Origin of the sequence: Bifidobacterium psychraerophilum, assembly GCF_000741705.1 — a bacterium.
GTDB classification, from domain to species: Bacteria; Actinomycetota; Actinomycetes; order Actinomycetales; family Bifidobacteriaceae; genus Bombiscardovia; species Bombiscardovia psychraerophila.
The window spans coordinates 391,798-408,812 of the sequence record NZ_JGZI01000010.1; the positions used below are offsets into that span (position 1 = coordinate 391,798).

The following is a 17,015-nucleotide window of genomic DNA, read 5'->3' on the forward strand; positions in this document are numbered from 1 at the left end:
AGTCCGGCCCAAGCCCGCAATTCACATCATTCGACCGAGGACTCCATGGGGGTGCCGTCCTCCTCCTGCCTGAGTACGACGATTCCCCGGTGGTAGCGCAGGAACATGCGTGCGCCTGCGCGGCTCACATCACGGTGCGTGCACAGCATACGGATTGCGAATGCGGTCTGGGCCCCCTCGGGCATATCGAGGAAAGCCTTGTGCGCGTCCCATCCATCCGCGGCAACGGCCTCGGTCGGCGCGTAGGCGTACCCGAAACCCTCTTCGTTGACATATCCCATGATGGGGAGATTCCAGGCATCGTGATCGCTCAGAGCATCTTTGTAACGCTCGACCGCATCCAGATCGGCATCACTGATGCCGAAGCCCTTGGCGATCTCGTTGGCGTATGCGGTTTTCTCCTCGGGAGATTTGAGATAGAAGCCTCTATTGATCGTGACGGACGCATGTTGTGCCATATTTCCTCCTCGAAACTAACATACCAAATGTGCGTTTTTGCATTGTGGACAGCGTAGCATCGCCTCCTCGGCATTGCACGGTAAATACGGAAAATGATTGGAATCGGTGCGCCCTTGGTAGTATTTTGCAGTATTTGCAATGTTTTTGAGCATCTCAGGCAAGCATTTGAGCGCTTTTGACAATATCGTCATGGCCTGGCTGCGGAGGGGTTCAATGACTCTATACACAAGATGTCGATGTTATATATACCATTTCATCCCCTACCTATGGTGGGTCGAAAGGACCGACGCATCACGGCCGGAGGACGCGGCATGGGATACCCCGACCTTATTTCGGCAGTGACACTACGAAAAAGACACCATGGAACGGCGCTGCCGAAGAACACCGCAGGAAAAGACTATGACAGGGTGCTGCCACCTGCGGCGGCGGGACGCCTGGGAAGTCAGGATGGGTCGGCGGATGACTGCCTGGTCATATTCACCGGGGTTTGGCGTCTTTCGCCAATACGGGATATACCATGCGTATTGGCAAAAGACTTAGCAACAGTGTATGCGCATTCATGTTTCCTCGGTGTTAGCGCCGCGCGACTCCTAACGCTCCTTGCGGCGGGCCAGGGATTCACCCATAAGCGCTATCTTCCCGAGTTGCCCTGCTGCAGCGTCACGCGCCTCTTGACTGTCATCCCCCATGCTGAGATCGCCGATGTAATGCAAGGAGACATCCTCGACCGAGCAGTAGTGCCTGAAGGTGCGGTCGCAGATCTGGAATTCCAGGGCCTTGTCCATACCGCTCGAACGGTACCAATCCTCGGAGCCGCCGGTCAACGCGAGAATACGCACCGTCTTCCCTGCCAGGGCACCCGGCAGGCCCTCACGCCCATACGCGAAACCTCTGCAGATCACCCGGTCGAACAGACCTTTCACCATCGCCGGCATCGTGTACCAATACACCGGGAAGACCAGCGCGATCACATCCGCGGATGCGAGTCTGCGCTGCAAGGCCACGACATCATCCGGCACAGCGCCGCGGTCCAGGTAATGCTCACGGTCGGCGAGGGTGTAGACGGGGTTGAATGCTTCCGCATATAAGTCGAGAAGCTCGACTTGCGCGCCGCCTGCCGCGGCACCCTCCACAAAGGCCTTGCCCACGGCATCGGTCAGGCTATGGCTTTCCGGATTACTGGTTATCGCTAGGACCTTCATGGATTCCTCCCTGATTCCTTCTGATGAAGCTGCGCCCATCCTATCGGCAGGCAACGATGCGTTCAGAACTCACGGAGCCCGATACGCCGATGGCTGCCGGTGGAGAGATAGGACTCGAGATCGTCAACCGAAACGAATAGCTCGGTAAGGGACTCGGCGATCATCAGATTGACGGCATCGCCCTCGGAGCAGCCTTCAAGAATACCGAACACCTTCTTGCCCAATGCGAAGGCGTATCCGATTTCGAACATCGTCCCGGGATCATCGTCGATCAGATTCGCCAGGACATACTTCGATGCCCGTATGCCTGCGCAATCATCGTCGAAACAGACGCGAGGGCCGACGACCTTGATGTCGCTGGCATAACGTGGTTTGAAGAGTTTGAGTCCGTGCCCTTCCAGCGTCGCCTCGATGCGCTGCATGCTTTCGAGTTGTCGGCGATCGAAAAAGGGACCTGCCACGTAGTAGTCATAGCCGGGCATAGCCATTCCTTTCCACTGCGGCTCGCAGCATGTTCCGAGCGGGATCGACCACCACACCAGTATCCGACTGAATCATGACAAGGGGCCGATGGGTAGAATCGCACTGTAAGCCTTCATCGGGATGCAGGGTCGTATGTATGTGGCATATATGCACGACGGCAACCGTGTATGACGGAATATGTGCGCCCTGCCGGTATACGGGTGTGGAGAGAGAAGGAGAGAAAACGATGGAGAATGCGTTCGCGCTGGCGATTGTCTACGGGCCGGTGGTGTTCTTCGGCCTGCTTTTTCTGTTCTCCTATATGAAGGAGCCCCGGCAATTCCGCAACGCGATCTATCTGGCTGTTTTCATCATCCTGCTGGCGACCTGCCTGCTCTTCCGCTTCGGTCAGGAGTGGATGGTGCTGCCCATCTTCATCGCAGTCATCTCATGCCCTCTTATCGTCGTCATATTCCTGATCTGGAACACCGTGCTGGTCGTCAGGCATGAGGGTCTTTCCTTGCCCACCCTGCTACCCGCCCTATTGGCCGCCGCCATCGTCGCCTATCTGGCGTTGATGCCCCTGCTCGCCGTATTGCGGGCCCCGGAATGGTTGACGAGTATCGCCGCACTGTTCCTGGCTGCTGGGCTTTGGTTCTTCTTCTCCTTCGTCGCCTTGCTCCTGTATTCCTGGTTCTACAGGCTGCTGCCCCGTAACAGACATTATGACTACATCATCATCCACGGCGCGGGACTCAACGGGAAGAAACCGACCCCACTGCTTCGCGGAAGACTCGACAAGGCCCTGCAGCTTTGGGAGAAGCAAGGTCGCAAGCCGCTGCTCATCACTTCGGGAGGGCAGGGTGCCGACGAGGAGATTTCCGAGGCTGATGCGATGCACGATTATCTCGTCAACGAACAGCAGGTTCCCGAATCCTCGATCCTCAAAGAGGACCGGTCAACAACCACTCTGGAGAATCTGCAATACTCGAAAAGCCTGATGGATGAGCATTCCGGCGCCTCAACCTACCGTTGCGCCCTGGTCACCAGTGATTATCACGTGTTTCGGGCGGCCGAGTACGCGCATAAGGCGGGTTTGAATGCGGATGGCATCGGCAGTCACACCCGTGGGTACTATTGGCCCACCGCGTTCATCCGTGAGTTCATAGCCATCTCGGTGGCCCATAAATGGCCGTACATCGTCATCGCAGGATTCTGGGCGCTTTCCGCCGCCGTGGAGCTGTTCAAATACTTCATTCACTGATAGGAGTAGTATCGGGTCTGGCGATGGAACCCGCCGGGAGCTCTGCTCCGAACCGCATACCGCTGATAGTTCCTACCCGTCCATAGACAGGACAGGTGCGCCCTGATCCTGGGGGCCGACGGCAGCGGATTGCGAGCAATCGCATCGGATAATCCACGCCACGCCCTGAGAACGCACGGAAGGATTGTGATGTCTCAACCGGCACAAGAGCAGGATGCCCCTTATCCCTTTATCAGTCCGATCATCGCTGGTGTGGTGTTCCTTGGCGGATGCGTGGGAACCGGGGTGCGTTATGCGCTGTCACCGCTTCCCGTTCTGGGAGCTTCATCCCAAACGACGCCAGGAAGCTTTCATCTCGGCACCTTCATCGCCAATATGATTGCCTGCTTCTGTTATGCGGCGTTGGTCTCATATCTGGCCCAGGCACCGTGGATCCCCGCGCGACGGCGCGAGCTGGTCAGCCGAAGCTGCGGCATGGGAATATGCGGAGGCCTGTCGACCTTGTCCGCCCTGGCTCTTGAGGTGTTCCTCTCCCTGCGTGCGGGCAGTGTGTTCGGGGCGCTGCTGTACATCGTGCTCACCTTCGCCGGTGGCTTCGTCCTCGCGCTCCTCGGCGTGAGACTGGCCACATGGATGGCCGAACATCACCGGGATCTTGATGATGTGCATGCACGGTCGCATGCAGCCGATGAAGGGAGTCGGTGATGAACCCCGTGATACTGACCCTGTCAATCTGCATATGCGGCGGCATCGGATCCGTGCTGCGCTACCTGGCCGACGGCGTCATCCGCACCAGGTGGATGTCCGTCTTCCCCATCGCCACCTTCTCCATCAATATCACGGCAGGATTGGCGACAGGTGTGGTGGCCGCCATGTACGCCGCACAAACGCTGTCGGCCCCTGTGCATCTGCTGCTGGCGACCGGTCTGCTTGGTGGTTTTTCAACCTTTTCGACCGCCATCAACGAGATGGTGTCTTTGTCCAGGCAAAAGAAGATAGCCGCCGCGTCCGGTTACGCAGCCGCAACGATGGTTGTTCCCGTTGTCGCCGTGGCGCTTGGTTATCTGCTTGTTGCCTGAGACCGACACTTATGCGGCGATTGCGGTAGAACAATCGCGGTAGAACAATCGCGGCATAAGCCCTTTGAATCTCCTTCAACACGGCCGGATCGGCGTGAGCCGTCCGGTGTCTCAGGATGCGCTGGGAACCGCGGCTGGCTGAGCCGATTCCGGGGTCTTCGCACTGCTGTGCTCCCCGTGCTGCGAATCCGCCGCAATCGCATAGTCGTCATCATGGCGACGCCACCAGGAAGACAGCACCGAACCGGAGATGTTGTGCCAGACGCTGAAGAAGGTGGATGGTATCGCCACCACCGGGTTGGCTGCGAAAGCCTGCAATGCCAAGGTCGCACCCAATGCCGAATCCTGCATGCCCACCTCGAAGGTGATGGCCTTCTGTTGGGCGTATCTGAAACCTTTTGGATACACCTTGAACATCAGACGACTGAAGAGGTAGCCCAGACCATATCCACAGAGATTATGGAGCATCACCACAGGCAGCACCATGGCCGTTTCCACCGTGAACAGCTTGGCGTTGTTCACCGACACCACAACGCCGATGATGACGAGTATGGCTATCTGGGAAACCGCGGGAAGCGCCACCGTGACCTTCTGCACCCTATTGCCGAATATGGCGTGAACCGCCACTCCCAGAGCCACGGGGATCAACACGACTTCAAGTGCGGTGAGGAAGAGCTTGGTGACCGGGATCTGCACGTACTGGCTGGCCAGCCCGCTCATCAGCAGAGGTACCATGATCGGCGCGCACAGCGTGGAGAGCAGACCGATGGATACGTCCAGAGCCACATCACCTCGTGACAGGAAGGACATCACATTCGAGGATGTTCCCGACGGGCAGCAGCCGACGAGGATCACTCCCACGGCGATCATCCCGTCGAGGTGGAATATCTTGCATAGCGCGACGGCCAGCAGCGGCATGATGATGTAATGCGCGAGCGTGCCGACGATCACCATCAACGGCATCTTGACGATGCGTTTGAAGTCCTCGATGCTGAGGGTCATACCCATGCCGAAGAGGATGATGCTCAGGAAATAATTGGTATAGCTTTTTGCCCACATACTCGTTTGGGGCAGGAAGAAGTTAATAATGGCCCACACCACCACAACAACCGTAAACCAACGAGTAAGCCATTTGCCGAACTGCACTACACGAGACATTAATCTCATCCCCTTCCAACCCCGCAACTTAGCGGGCTTGGAAGGTGTTTGGGGTCACTCAGACCACTATGTGAGCATGTGGCTCACATTCCGGAATGCCTGGCATCCCATTACGGCATGCGATCATGGCATCCGATAAGCGCGGTCCTACAGCAGTCCGGCGATGTCTCCCTCAATAGCATCAGGCGTGGTGGAAGGCGCATATCTCTTGACCACACGGCCCTGACGGTCGATGAGGAATTTGGTGAAATTCCATTTGATGCGACCGCCCGCCACACCGGACTTCTGGCTCTTGAGCCAGTCATACAGGGGGTCGGCGTGCTCGCCGTTGACATCGATGCGCGCAAAGGTCGTGAAGGTGGTACCGAATCGCAACTTGCAGAAGCTGCCGAGCTCCTCATCGGTGCCGGGTGCCTGCCCTGCGAACTGGTTGCATGGGAAGTCCAGGATCTCAAACCCTTGGTCATGGAATTTTCCGTACAAGGCTTCCAAACCGTCGTATTGGGGTGTGAATCCGCATTCGGTGGCCGTATTGACGACCAGCAGCACCTGCCCCTGGTAATCCTTCAGGCTCTTCTGCTCGCCTTTGATGGTTTTCACACTGAAGCCGTACAGCGCGGAATCACCACCCGGCTGCCCCTCGGCTGTCGTCACATCCGCTGCCGTGCCATCGACCCTCTCGTCGGCAACCGTGACCTTATCAACTGATTCGCTCATATCGCGCCTTCGCATCCTGTAGTGATCTAACGACTCTTGGCAATCAGACTACAGAGCGCGAGCGCATCGGCGATGCCGATTCACGATGGACGTAATTCTTCCTTGCGCTTCCGACCTGGTGGCTCAGATCACAGCATTCACCCACGCAGTTCACCCACGCAGTTCACCCACACAGTTCACCCACACAGTTCACCCACACAGTTCACCCACACAGTTCACCCACACCTTCCGGTGGCGGCGCTCAGAGCAGGCCCTCAGACACCAGTGCCTGGTGCATGCGATCGAAGCATTCCTGAAGCAGAGGGTACGGCATCGCGAAGTTCATGCGCACACAACCCCGGCCGACGCCTCCACAAGCCAGACCATCGGTTAACGCCACCTGGGCGCGGTCAAGGAAGAAGAGCGCAGGATCCTGCAATCCCAGGGGGCGAAAATCAAGCCATGCGATATACGTGCCCTCGGGTCGCACATAGCCCACCGTGGAGAATCTTGTGCGCATCTCTTCGTCGACGTAATCCCGATTGCGCAGCACATAGGGGAACATCTCATCGAACCAGGGGCCGCCATGCTCATAGGCGGCGATAGTCGCCACCGCCCCGATCGTCGCCGTCTGATGCTCGGACCATTCCGCCTTCCTCATCCACAAGGCACGGTCATCCGGATTGCTGAGGATGACCTGCGCGCATTTGGTGCCGGGCACGTTGAATGCCTTGGAGACCGAAGTCGCCGTGATCGCCTGCATGGCGGTCTTCTGGTTAATCGAGGCGAACGGGATATGCCTGGCGTCATCGAATACGAAGGATGCGTGAATCTCATCGGAGAAGATCCGGACATCGTAACGGTCAGCCAATGCGGAGAGGGTGAGCATCTCTTCGCGGGTGAGTACCTTGCCGATCGGATTATGAGGATTGCAGAGCACGAAAGCCTTGCACCCGCTACGAAACGCGGCTTCGATGGCGGCGAAGTCGAATTCCCAGGCCGCATCACGTCGCAGCATCGGAATCTCGACAACCGTGATGCCATAGAGCTGCGGCACACTCAGGAAAGGCATATACGCAGGGGTGGGAACGATCACCGTGTTCCCGGCACCCACGAATTCGCGGAGAAAAATCTCATATGCCTCCATCACATCGGGCACAGGTCTGATGCAGTCAGCGCTGATGTCCCATCCGAAACGTTGCTGCTGCCACCGTGCGCAGGCTTCGGCGACACCCCGCTTCAGCGGATCGGGGATATAGCCCAATGAGCAGCGTCGAACCGCGTCGATCATGGCTTCCTGAATACAGGGGGCCAGTCCGAAATCCATTTCCGCGATGAAGGCACCAATGCAATTGGGGTATCGCGTCCACTTGTCGCTGCCGATCCTGGCCAGATCATCCGGCGTCTCACCATCGATGGCGCTGGAATCGAAGAGATGCCCTTGGCATTCCGGGAGGGCGTCATGCTGCGGTGAGGGCTTCGTCAGGCTTGCGAGTCTTGTGCTTTCCAGTAATCCATGCATGCATTCATTGTTTCCAATGACGTGTCGCGCCGCATCAGCCACTCTCCCCCGTTTGGTGAGAGCGCTGTCCATTCTGCTTATGGGTGGTGGGTGCGCTCTGGCGTATGACGCAGTGTGGGGAGCGGTACTTCAGGAAGGCTGCACGGGACGCAGATAACGGCTTGCCACATTCCTGATGGCATCGTTGAGTGTCCTGATTGATTTGCGTGTGTCTCCGACGCGGGTCAGCAGACCCACACTCCTGACCGCGTGATCGTCATCAATGGGGCAGGCGACCACGTCATCACGAAGATATGAGAGGGTTGAGAGTTCCGGGACGATGGAGATACCCAGACCCATCTCCACGAGGTTCTGCGTTACCACATAGTCGTCGGTGGAATGAGTGATCTTGGGTTCGAAATTCCATTCACGCGCGATGCTCACCAGATTGGCCTGGCATGTCTCGCAGCCGGCAATCCAGGATTCGTCATGCAGCAACGCCAGATCGACGGCTTCGCCATTGCGCTCGTATGCCTTGGCGATACCGCTCGATTTGCGGACCAGCAGGCGCAAGGGGTCTTCGCCGAAATAATCGACCTGGAGATCCTCGCTGATGTGCAGGAAATCCGGAATGCTGCCATATCGGAAAATGATGGCTGCATCCGCCTGCCCACGATCCATATGCAGTATGGCTTCCGGCGGTTCCATCTGCACCAGGCTGACGTCGATATCGCTTTCTCGGCTCAGATTGACCAGGGTACGGGCCAATAAGGTCGAACAGATCGAAGGCGGAGCCAGAATCCGCAGATGAGAGGAGGCGTGCAGACGATATTCCTCCAAATCGCCTTCGGCCTGCGTCACACGCTTCGCGATCAATTCGCCGTGACGGGCCAGCATCATGCCCGCACCAGTCAGGCTGACCCCGTGGGCATTGCGTTCGACAAGCGCCATGCCACATTGCTGTTCAAGACGTTTGACCTGTTGGCTGATGGCCGCCTGCGACCAGCCGCTCGCCCGTGCCGCCGCCGAAAGCGAACCATGCCGTTCGATATTCCACAGGGTAACCAGCATCTGAGGATTCAAGGTCTGCACGCCCGCCCCACTCTCCCGGCCCCGTGCCGTTTCGGCCATTCGCTTCGGCATCCGCATGCCGTCATCATCATCACCATTGCTTCCAGCCTAACCGCACTGTGTAACCTCCTGGATGTCTCGACCGATCGCTCGTGCTGCGGGCAAGCTGACGACGTCGGCGAACGCACTACTCCCCGAAGCGGAAATCCGCCCGCCGCGAATTCCGTCAGCTCAGGGGCAAGGGGCATTGCGCGGCGGCGAAGAGGATAGATAATGAATGCAGGTTGGGTACGGGGACTCATATCGGTGCATATCGGATGAGTGGCCATATCCAAAACTTCGATCAGACTCAAGGAAGAGGAAGATTATGGCATACGCCACCATCAATCCGTACACCGCGGAACAGCTGGCAAGTTTCCCCACCGCAACAGATGAAGAGGTCGAGGCCGCCATCGACCACGCCGACACGGCCTTCGCTACCTGGAAGGACACCAGCTTCGCACAGCGAGCGGGGATCCTGGCCAGGGTCGCCAGCATACTGCGCGAACGGCACACTGAATTCGCGAAGATCCTCACGATGGAAATGGGCAAACTGCTCACCGAAGCGGAAGCGGAGGTCGAACTGAGCGCGCAGATCATCGACTATTACGTGGAGCACGCCGAACAACAGCTGCAGCCGCGAACGCTGCCGAGCGCCGATTACCGGGAGGGACGCGCCAAACTCGTTTACGAGCCTTTGGGTGTGCTGTATCTGGTCGAGCCGTGGAATTTCCCCTATTACCAGATCGTCAGGGTCGGCGCCCCGCAACTCATGGCCGGGAACACCCTGCTGCTCAAACATGCTTCGAATGTGCCGCAGTCGGCCTTGGCATTCGAGAAACTCTTCAAGGAGGCGGGACTGCCGGATGGCGTGTTCACGAATCTCTTTGCCTCCCATGACCAGAACGAACTGATCCTCTCCGACCCCCGGGTCAAGGGGGTGGCACTCACCGGCAGCGAGGGTGCCGGTTCAGCCGTTGCGGCGCTGGCCGGAAAGTATCTGAAGAAAAGCACCTTGGAATTGGGAGGCTCCGACCCATTCATCGTGCTCGAGGACGCCGATGTCAGGAAGGCCGCGCAGTGGGCCGTTACCGGTCGTCATTGGAACGGCGGCCAGGTCTGCGTGTCATCGAAGAGACTCATCGTGGTGGATGCGGTCTACGACGAATTCCTCGATGCCTACCGTTCGGGCGTGGCAGCGCTCAAAGCCGGGGATCCCACGGATCCTGAGACCACCTTGGCACCGCTGTCCAGCAGATCGGCGGTTGATATATTGGGCACCCAGGTTGACGAGGCCGTCAAGGCGGGCGCGCATGCCGAGACCCTGGGAGAGCCGGTTCCGGAGCACGGCGCCTTCTACCAGCCCACGATCCTTACCGGTATCACCACGGACAACCCCGCTTACACCACGGAGATGTTCGGTCCTGTGACCCAGCTGTATCGGGTGGCCGATGAGGAGGAGGCCCTGAAAGTGGCCAACGGCACGCCCTTCGGATTGGGCGGTTCGGTGTTCAGCTCCGACTCGGCACGCGCCTGGAAAGCTGCGAGTCGCATCACCACCGGCATGGTGTTCATCAACCATCCGACCGGCGTCAAGGCCGATATCCCCTTCGGCGGCGTGAACCGTTCAGGATACGGGCATGAACTCATCGACCTGGGCATCCACGAATTCGTGAACATCAAGGTCATCGCCGAACCCGACATCGACGACGCGTTCTGATGCGTCGCCATCCGGGTCCTCACAGCGTCCGGAACAGGGCGACGCCATCGTCGTGATGACCCGCAGAACGAGTGGTGGGCATCCGAGGCACAGCAAGGTATGCGCTGTGCTCCGGATGCCCACCACTCGTATCCAGGCTTGGGACAAAGCCGCTCACACGTTGAAGCGGAACTCCACGATGTCTCCGTCCTGCATGACATATTCCTTGCCTTCGAGGCGGAGTTTGCCCTCCTCCTTGACCTTGGCATAGGACCCTGCGGCGAGAAGGTCGTCATAGGACACGATCTCGGCTTTGATGAAGCCTTTTTCGAAGTCGGTGTGAATCACACCGGCAGCCTGGGGTGCGGTCCAGCCTTGATGAATCTGCCACGCACGGACCTCTTTCTCCCCTGCCGTGAGGAAGGTCTGCAGACCGAGGATGTCGAAACCGACGCGGGCCAACTGGTCGAGTCCCGATTCGCTGAGTCCTGCGTCCTCCAACATCTCCTTGGCGTCGGCCTCGTCGAGTTCGGTCAGATCGGCCTCGAACTGGGCATTGAGGAAGATCGATGGTGCTGGTGCGACCGAAGAGGACAGGCGCTGTTTCAATTCGTCGTTCTGCAACTCATCGTCATCAACATTGAATACATAGATGAAGGGCTTGGCGGTCAGCAGGTGCAGATCATAGACATCCGCCTTGTCGATCTTCTTCGCGTTCGCGGCATGATCGATGGTCTCGCCGGATTCGAGAATGCTCTGGGCCGTCTTCACCGCATCAAGGTATGCAGGCGTGATCTTGCGTCCGCGCAGATCCTTCTCCAAGCGGGGCAGGGCGGTCTCGATGGTCTGCAGATCGGCCAGAATCAGCTCCGTATCAATCGTCTCGATATCCTCGGATGGATCGACCTTGCCATTGACATGGACGATGTCATCATCCTCGAAGGCCCTCACCACTTCGCAGATGGCATCGGCCTCGCGAATATTCGCGAGGAACTTATTGCCCAGACCCTCGCCTTCGGAGGCGCCTTTGACGATTCCTGCGATATCGACGAAGGTCACCGTCGCGGGGATGATCTTCTGGGTATGCACCAATTCAGCAAGCGGCTGCAGACGCTTGTCCGGCAGGGGCACGATACCCGTATTCGGTTCGATCGTGGCGAAGGGGTAGTTCTCCGCAAGAACGTTATTGCGGGTCAATGCGTTAAACAAGGTGGATTTGCCGACATTGGGCAATCCAACGATTCCGATGGTAAGTGACATGGCTTCCAGTCTATTGTCGGACGGAGATAACTGCCTCGGCGGAAGTGATCATGGCGCGATGCGTCGCATCCGTCATGGCCAGGCGGCCATCCCCGTTGTATGTCTGTTGCTCAGGACGGCGGAGGGACTCAGCCTTCCACGGCGTCGATGGCATCGATGACGGCACCCCTGAAGGCATGCCGTTCAAGGGCGGCCACACCTTTGATGGTGGTTCCACCCGGTGAGCACACCGCATCCTTCATGGCTGCCGGAATCGTCCCCGTGGCGATGTTCAGCGCGCCTGTCCCCTGCACCATCTTTGCGGCGAGTCGGTATGCGGAAGCACGCTGCAGTCCGTGCTTGACCCCGGCATCGGCGAGCGCCTCGATGAAGATCGCCGCATAAGCGGGACCACAACCGGCGATGGTACCGCCGATGGACAGCTGATTGGAATCGACCCTTTCGATCAAGGCGATGTTCGAGAACAGGGACGTGAACACTTCACGCTGATCATCCGTGAGGGTGTCACGGGATTCGGTGACCAGAACGCCCTGGCCGACCGCGATCGGCGTATTCGGAATGGTGCACACCACATGCGCCTGTTCGGGGAGGAAGGATGAGAAACGCTCAAGGGTGAATCCTGCGGCGATGGACACGACGAATGTCGAGTCATTCGAAAGCTCATTGGCGATGGGCGCGCATAGCTGTTCGACCAGATAAGGCTTAACCGCGACAATCACCACATCCGCGGCGGCAGCCACCTCGGCGGCCGAGTGCAAGGGTCTGGCACCCAGGGAGCGAGTCGCCTCCTGCAGTTTGTCGAAGTGGCCTGCGCACGCGACGATCTGCTTGCCACGCACCACTCCGGCATCGACAAGACCCTTCGCGATGGCCTGCGCCATATTGCCGTATCCTACAAAACCGACTGTGAGATTGCTCAATTCCATCTGTGTTCCTTTCGCCAGCATCAATCTTCCCACCTTTCCTCATGACCGCAACATCCCAGCCCACGCATACGCATCGGCACCTGGACAACTAGGAGAACACGGCCTCCAGATCCCCTCTGTCCCTGGCCTGCTCGAAGAGCGTGCGGAAGACCGCATCCCCATGCACACCGTCATGTTCGTAGCCGTTGGTCACCCAGGCGTGGGCGTTGCCCACACGGGAAAGCGTGTCGAGCTGCATGCCCGAGTCCACATACATATCGTCGTAATATACGGCTGATTGAAGAGGCACGTCGTTCCTGGCCAGCTGTCCGGTGTCATAGATCCGATTCCAGTGGCTTTCCTCCATCAGTACGTCGAGGGCGGCTTTGAAAGGTCGCAGCTGACCTTGCTGCTCGAACATCCAGGGGAAGATCGCCTCCCCTGTGAACAGCAGAGGACGCGCTGAGGTGGAGAAGGAGGGATCCTCATCGCGGACCCGCTGCGCCGCCCAGCGGATCGGCTCGATCTCGCCATCCGCATAGATGAACTCCTGCAAGGGCCAGTACAGGGGCTTGCTATGCAGACGAGTCATCACCGCGTTCAGGAAATCCTCGCCGAGATGCATATCCCCGGCTCCGGAGCCAGGCAGGGATCCGTCACCGTCGCGGAAGGCCGTGTCCAAGAGCCAATGCATGGTTTCGAAACTGGGCTTCATGCCGAAGTTGCTACCAAGCGTCTGGAAGGCTTCGACGCTTAATGGGTCGCCGTTCTCCAGTCTGACGTCCCCGGCCGCGAGGATGTCCGAGACGGCTGCGACGCGGGCTTCATCCTGTGGGTACCGTGCATAGAACTCCTGCGTTTTCGCCCGCATGCGCGGGAAGGTGTGTTCGTACACCTCGGTCGCACTGGCGGGAATGTGCGGTATCCCGCCGGTGGTGAAGGCCGCGTCGATGCCTTCCGGGTACAGGGAGAGATAGCTCAAGGTAAGGAATCCCCCATAGCTTTGGCCGAGGGTCGTCCACTTCCTGCCTGCGAAAGAGCTTCTACGCAGATGCTCGAAGTCACGGACGATCGAATCCGCCAGGAAGTGTTTGAGGTAGTCGGCACCCTCGCGCCCCTTATGGAACACCGACATGGTCGCCGCTCCCACCGGTGATGACCTGCCGGTTCCACGCTGGTCGGGAAGCACCACACGGAAATGCTTCGATGCCTCGGCGATCCAACCCTCACTGCTGGGATTCATCGGCCTCGGGCCGGCTCCCCCGGGCCCTCCCTGCAGGAACACCAGCAAGGGGAGGTCGTCATGCACATGCTCCGGAGAGCACAGCACTCGGTAGAACAGGCTGATCGATGCTCCGTCAACACTCTGACCAGGCTCCTTGCCGGTCCAATCGAGCGGAACCCGGCATGAGTGGTCCTCCACATAAAGCCCTGGTATGTAGTAGCTTGCCAAGCGTGGCATCGCAGCACCTTTCCCTGTCGCATGCGTGACCGTCTCAGATGCACGATCCGCAATGCGGTCTCCTTCACTGAGCTTCCAGTCTATGACCAGGGCTTGCACATCACAGGAATCATCCGGAGGGAGCAGAGGATTCGGGGACTCGAAGCGCTACCCTCGAAGCATGGGTCGCATGCAAGGAATCATCAGATGGATGGACAGGCATATGGTCGTCGTCGACCTGCTGCTGTTCATGCCGCTGAGCCTGCTGAGCGCGGTGATCGTCGCCGACACCGATAACGCCCAGGGGCTGTTGTTTGCCGTACCCGCCGTGGCACAGGTGATCTGGTCCCAGATCTACATACTGCCGTTGGCGATGAGGCGCAGATACCCACAGAGCGCGGCCCTGACCTTCGTGGCACTCTGCATGCTGCATATGATCTTCGGACCCTCGCTGATGCTGACGGATGCCGTCGCACTGGTGATGTTGTATTCCGTCATCGTCTATGGAGACCCACGTAATACGCGCGCATTCATCGCGCTTTCCTTCGTGATGGCATTACTGGCCACCATGGCGATCACATCGAGTTACACGATCGGTTCGCTGCTTTCCCCGTCCGACGATGGCAACAGCTGGCTGGGATACAAATCCTGCTCAACCGCCAGCAGAAGCATCGTCACCCTGCCCTGTCTCCTGGATGTCTCGGACAATGTATCAGCCGTTCTCATCCTGTTCTTCGTCTGCCTGATATGCGTGGTCATCATGGCCTTCTGGCAGCGGGCGCGAATGTACACCGTGCGCATGATGAAGGAACGCAACGCCTCACTCGAAGCACGCCAACGGGAAGAGGCCCATATCGCCGCACTCGCGGAACGCCGGAGAATCGCCAGGGATATGCATGACGTGGTGGCGCACACCCTTTCCACGATCATCGTGCAATCCGACGCGGGCAGATATGCGGGATCACACGATATCGCCATCGCGAAATCCACGATGCAGACGATTCACCATGAGAGCGACACCGCTTTGCGCGATATGCGCCGGCTGCTCGGCATTTTCGAGGATGCAGGCGGGCAATCCTCCGAATCCGTGACGGACTCGAAGGATTCGGAGAAGGAATCATCCCGGTCAGGCAGCGAGCAGCTTGCCGCAGCCCCGGACGCCGCCGGGAACCCGCATTTCGACGATGCCTTGGCACTCATACAGGAGCATGACCGCATCCCCCTCAATCCGGCGATCGTGCACCGCATCGACGGTACGCCTGAGCCGAATGAACTCAGTGATGAGGCCTCGACGGCGGCGTATCGGGTGCTTCAGGAGTCCTTGAGCAATATCAATAAATACGCCGGACGCAACGCCAAGGTGTGGGTGGATGAGCAGTGGTCAAGCACCGGACTGCAGCTGAACATCAGGGATGATGGTCTTGGTGCGAAGTCCAGCGAGGATGGGCACCAGGCTGGATTCGGGCTGATGGGCATGAAGGAGCGCGTACAGTCCCTGGGAGGGTCGGTCCGCTCGGGACCGCTGCCCACCGGCGGCTTCGAGGTGCAGGCCGTCATCCCCTTCGCGACCCGACAGCAGGACCGCACAACCCGGAACTCCGACTCCCCTGCCGATGCCGCACTGAAAACCCGCGTGCCTGCCATGTTGCAGCGCTTGCGTTCAAAGCCTTTCGACCAGGCTCCCTCCGCCGCGGGCAAACGCTTCAATCGCATAGAACGCATGTCGCAGTGGAGTGAACGCCATTACACCCTGATTGACACCATGATCATGCTGCTGACCATCATCCTCGGTATATGGAGCACCGCGCTGTGGACGCCTCTGATCACACTGTCCGACTTATTGCCCGTCACCGAAAGCTCGGCACCTGTGAGCGCGGCCATGGTCATACTCGTCACCGTACCGCCATTGAGCTTCAGGCGTCGATTCCCGCAAAGCTGCGCCGCGATCATCGTCATCGCCTCCACCCTGCAACTGTTGTGCATCCCCGATATCTTCATCGTCAATATGCTGGCGCTCTTCTTCCTGCACGCGGTCATTCTCCTGGGACCGGTCAAACGCATACGTTGGGCGATCGTCACCGCCTTCGGCATGTGCGTGCTGCTCGGCATCAAACTCTTCGTGGCGACCTATTGGGGGTATCCCACCCTGATTCTGTCGCTATTCAAAGCACCCTTGCTGAACAGCGATTCGACGGACAGCCTCTCGGCTTCGCTCACCTTCGCATTCGTCATAGGACTCGGAACGATGGCGTTGTGCGGAGCGACCATCGCCAGCGCCTTGTGGACCCGCACCAAAGGCACGAATGCCTTGGTACTGCGAGAGCGTGAGGAGGCCCTGAGACAGGAGGAGGAGCAGCAGCGGCTTCTGGCTACCAGCATGGAACGGGACCGCATCGGCAACGCGATCCAGCATGAGGTCACCAGCACGCTCAAAGCCGTCAAGCAAAAGGCCGCCGACGGCCTGAACACCCTCGAGCAATGCCTTGACAACCCCGATACCGATAACACGCTCGACGCACAGGAGTCTTTCGCAGCCATCGGCAAGGAGGGTCGTCTGGCGCTGGCGCATATGCGGCGTCTGCTGCGCATACTGCGCGAATCCCGCAGCGACGGGGATCTCGGTACCACTGAGGGGAATGCCGCGGCGGGCGGAAAGGGCAGCAGCGGCGACACTGCGGGCCTGGAATTGTCACCTGCACCAACGCTCGAAGAACAGCTCCGTCATATTTCGAAGGTCTGAGGATGACGAGATCCCCTGTGCTGACCCATATGCCCAAGC

At 58.9% G+C, this 17,015-nt stretch carries 15 protein-coding genes and 1 riboswitch; of the genes, 5 read left to right on the forward strand and 10 right to left on the reverse strand.

Annotated elements, in window-relative coordinates:
* Positions 1 to 26 precede the first annotated feature (26 nt).
* From BPSY_RS08830 to BPSY_RS08840, 3 genes are all read right to left on the reverse strand, one after another.
* A complete protein-coding gene (locus BPSY_RS08830; RefSeq protein WP_033495354.1) occupies positions 27 to 458 on the reverse strand; it encodes a hypothetical protein in 432 nt (143 codons plus the stop codon).
* Between the two features lie 591 nt (positions 459 to 1,049).
* Positions 1,050 to 1,661 (reverse strand): NAD(P)H-dependent oxidoreductase, encoded by a 612-nt coding sequence (locus BPSY_RS08835; protein WP_033495506.1) that lies wholly within the window; start codon positions 1,659 to 1,661, stop codon positions 1,050 to 1,052.
* Between the two features lie 62 nt (positions 1,662 to 1,723).
* A complete protein-coding gene (locus BPSY_RS08840) occupies positions 1,724 to 2,143 on the reverse strand; it encodes a nucleoside 2-deoxyribosyltransferase (RefSeq protein WP_238556840.1) in 420 nt (139 codons plus the stop codon).
* Positions 2,144 to 2,370: 227 nt separating this feature from the next.
* Between BPSY_RS08840 and BPSY_RS08845 the strand changes: the two genes are divergently transcribed.
* The 3 genes from BPSY_RS08845 to BPSY_RS08855 all read left to right on the forward strand — a co-directional run bounded on the left by BPSY_RS08845 (position 2,371) and on the right by BPSY_RS08855 (position 4,466).
* Positions 2,371 to 3,387, forward strand: coding sequence for a YdcF family protein (locus BPSY_RS08845; protein WP_033495350.1), 1,017 nt, complete (start codon positions 2,371 to 2,373; stop codon positions 3,385 to 3,387).
* Between the two features lie 10 nt (positions 3,388 to 3,397).
* Positions 3,398 to 3,469: riboswitch (Fluoride riboswitch) on the forward strand.
* A 107-nt stretch (positions 3,470 to 3,576) separates the two neighbouring features.
* Positions 3,577 to 4,092, forward strand: coding sequence for a fluoride efflux transporter FluC (locus BPSY_RS08850; RefSeq protein WP_051921873.1), 516 nt, complete (start codon positions 3,577 to 3,579; stop codon positions 4,090 to 4,092).
* A complete protein-coding gene (locus tag BPSY_RS08855; protein ID WP_033495348.1) occupies positions 4,092 to 4,466 on the forward strand; it encodes a fluoride efflux transporter FluC in 375 nt (124 codons plus the stop codon). Before BPSY_RS08850 ends, BPSY_RS08855 begins: the two co-directional genes overlap by 1 nt.
* A gap of 111 nt (positions 4,467 to 4,577) precedes the next feature.
* Here BPSY_RS08855 and BPSY_RS08860 read toward each other — a convergent pair whose 3' ends face one another.
* The 4 genes from BPSY_RS08860 to BPSY_RS08875 all read right to left on the reverse strand — a co-directional run bounded on the left by BPSY_RS08860 (position 4,578) and on the right by BPSY_RS08875 (position 8,964).
* On the reverse strand, positions 4,578 to 5,624 hold the full coding sequence (locus tag BPSY_RS08860; protein WP_033495346.1) for a bile acid:sodium symporter family protein: 1,047 nt from the start codon (positions 5,622 to 5,624) through the stop codon (positions 4,578 to 4,580).
* A gap of 147 nt (positions 5,625 to 5,771) precedes the next feature.
* On the reverse strand, positions 5,772 to 6,341 hold the full coding sequence (locus BPSY_RS08865) for a glutathione peroxidase (protein WP_081884369.1): 570 nt from the start codon (positions 6,339 to 6,341) through the stop codon (positions 5,772 to 5,774).
* 241 nt (positions 6,342 to 6,582) lie between these two features.
* A complete protein-coding gene (locus tag BPSY_RS08870) occupies positions 6,583 to 7,842 on the reverse strand; it encodes a MalY/PatB family protein (RefSeq protein WP_033495344.1) in 1,260 nt (419 codons plus the stop codon).
* A gap of 129 nt (positions 7,843 to 7,971) precedes the next feature.
* Positions 7,972 to 8,964, reverse strand: a complete 993-nt coding sequence (locus BPSY_RS08875) for a LysR family transcriptional regulator (protein ID WP_238556841.1) — start codon at positions 8,962 to 8,964, stop codon at positions 7,972 to 7,974.
* A gap of 295 nt (positions 8,965 to 9,259) precedes the next feature.
* Between BPSY_RS08875 and BPSY_RS08880 the strand changes: the two genes are divergently transcribed.
* Positions 9,260 to 10,651, forward strand: coding sequence for an NAD-dependent succinate-semialdehyde dehydrogenase (locus tag BPSY_RS08880; RefSeq protein ID WP_033495342.1), 1,392 nt, complete (start codon positions 9,260 to 9,262; stop codon positions 10,649 to 10,651).
* 153 nt (positions 10,652 to 10,804) lie between these two features.
* On the opposite strand, the gene ychF is transcribed toward BPSY_RS08880, so the two are convergent.
* The 3 genes from ychF to BPSY_RS08895 form a co-directional block, all read right to left on the reverse strand.
* Positions 10,805 to 11,890 (reverse strand): redox-regulated ATPase YchF, encoded by a 1,086-nt coding sequence (gene ychF / locus BPSY_RS08885; RefSeq protein WP_033495340.1) that lies wholly within the window; start codon positions 11,888 to 11,890, stop codon positions 10,805 to 10,807.
* Between the two features lie 128 nt (positions 11,891 to 12,018).
* Positions 12,019 to 12,810: a pyrroline-5-carboxylate reductase gene (gene proC / locus BPSY_RS08890; RefSeq protein ID WP_033495502.1), complete on the reverse strand. Its 792-nt coding sequence runs from the start codon at positions 12,808 to 12,810 to the stop codon at positions 12,019 to 12,021.
* 94 nt (positions 12,811 to 12,904) lie between these two features.
* Positions 12,905 to 14,257, reverse strand: coding sequence for an alpha/beta fold hydrolase (locus tag BPSY_RS08895; RefSeq protein ID WP_033495501.1), 1,353 nt, complete (start codon positions 14,255 to 14,257; stop codon positions 12,905 to 12,907).
* Between the two features lie 160 nt (positions 14,258 to 14,417).
* Here BPSY_RS08895 and BPSY_RS08900 point away from each other — a divergent pair, with 160 nt between their 5' ends.
* Complete coding sequence (locus BPSY_RS08900) at positions 14,418 to 16,976, forward strand: sensor histidine kinase (protein ID WP_034886806.1); 2,559 nt, start codon at positions 14,418 to 14,420, stop codon at positions 16,974 to 16,976.
* The last annotated feature ends 39 nt before the right edge of the window (positions 16,977 to 17,015 follow it).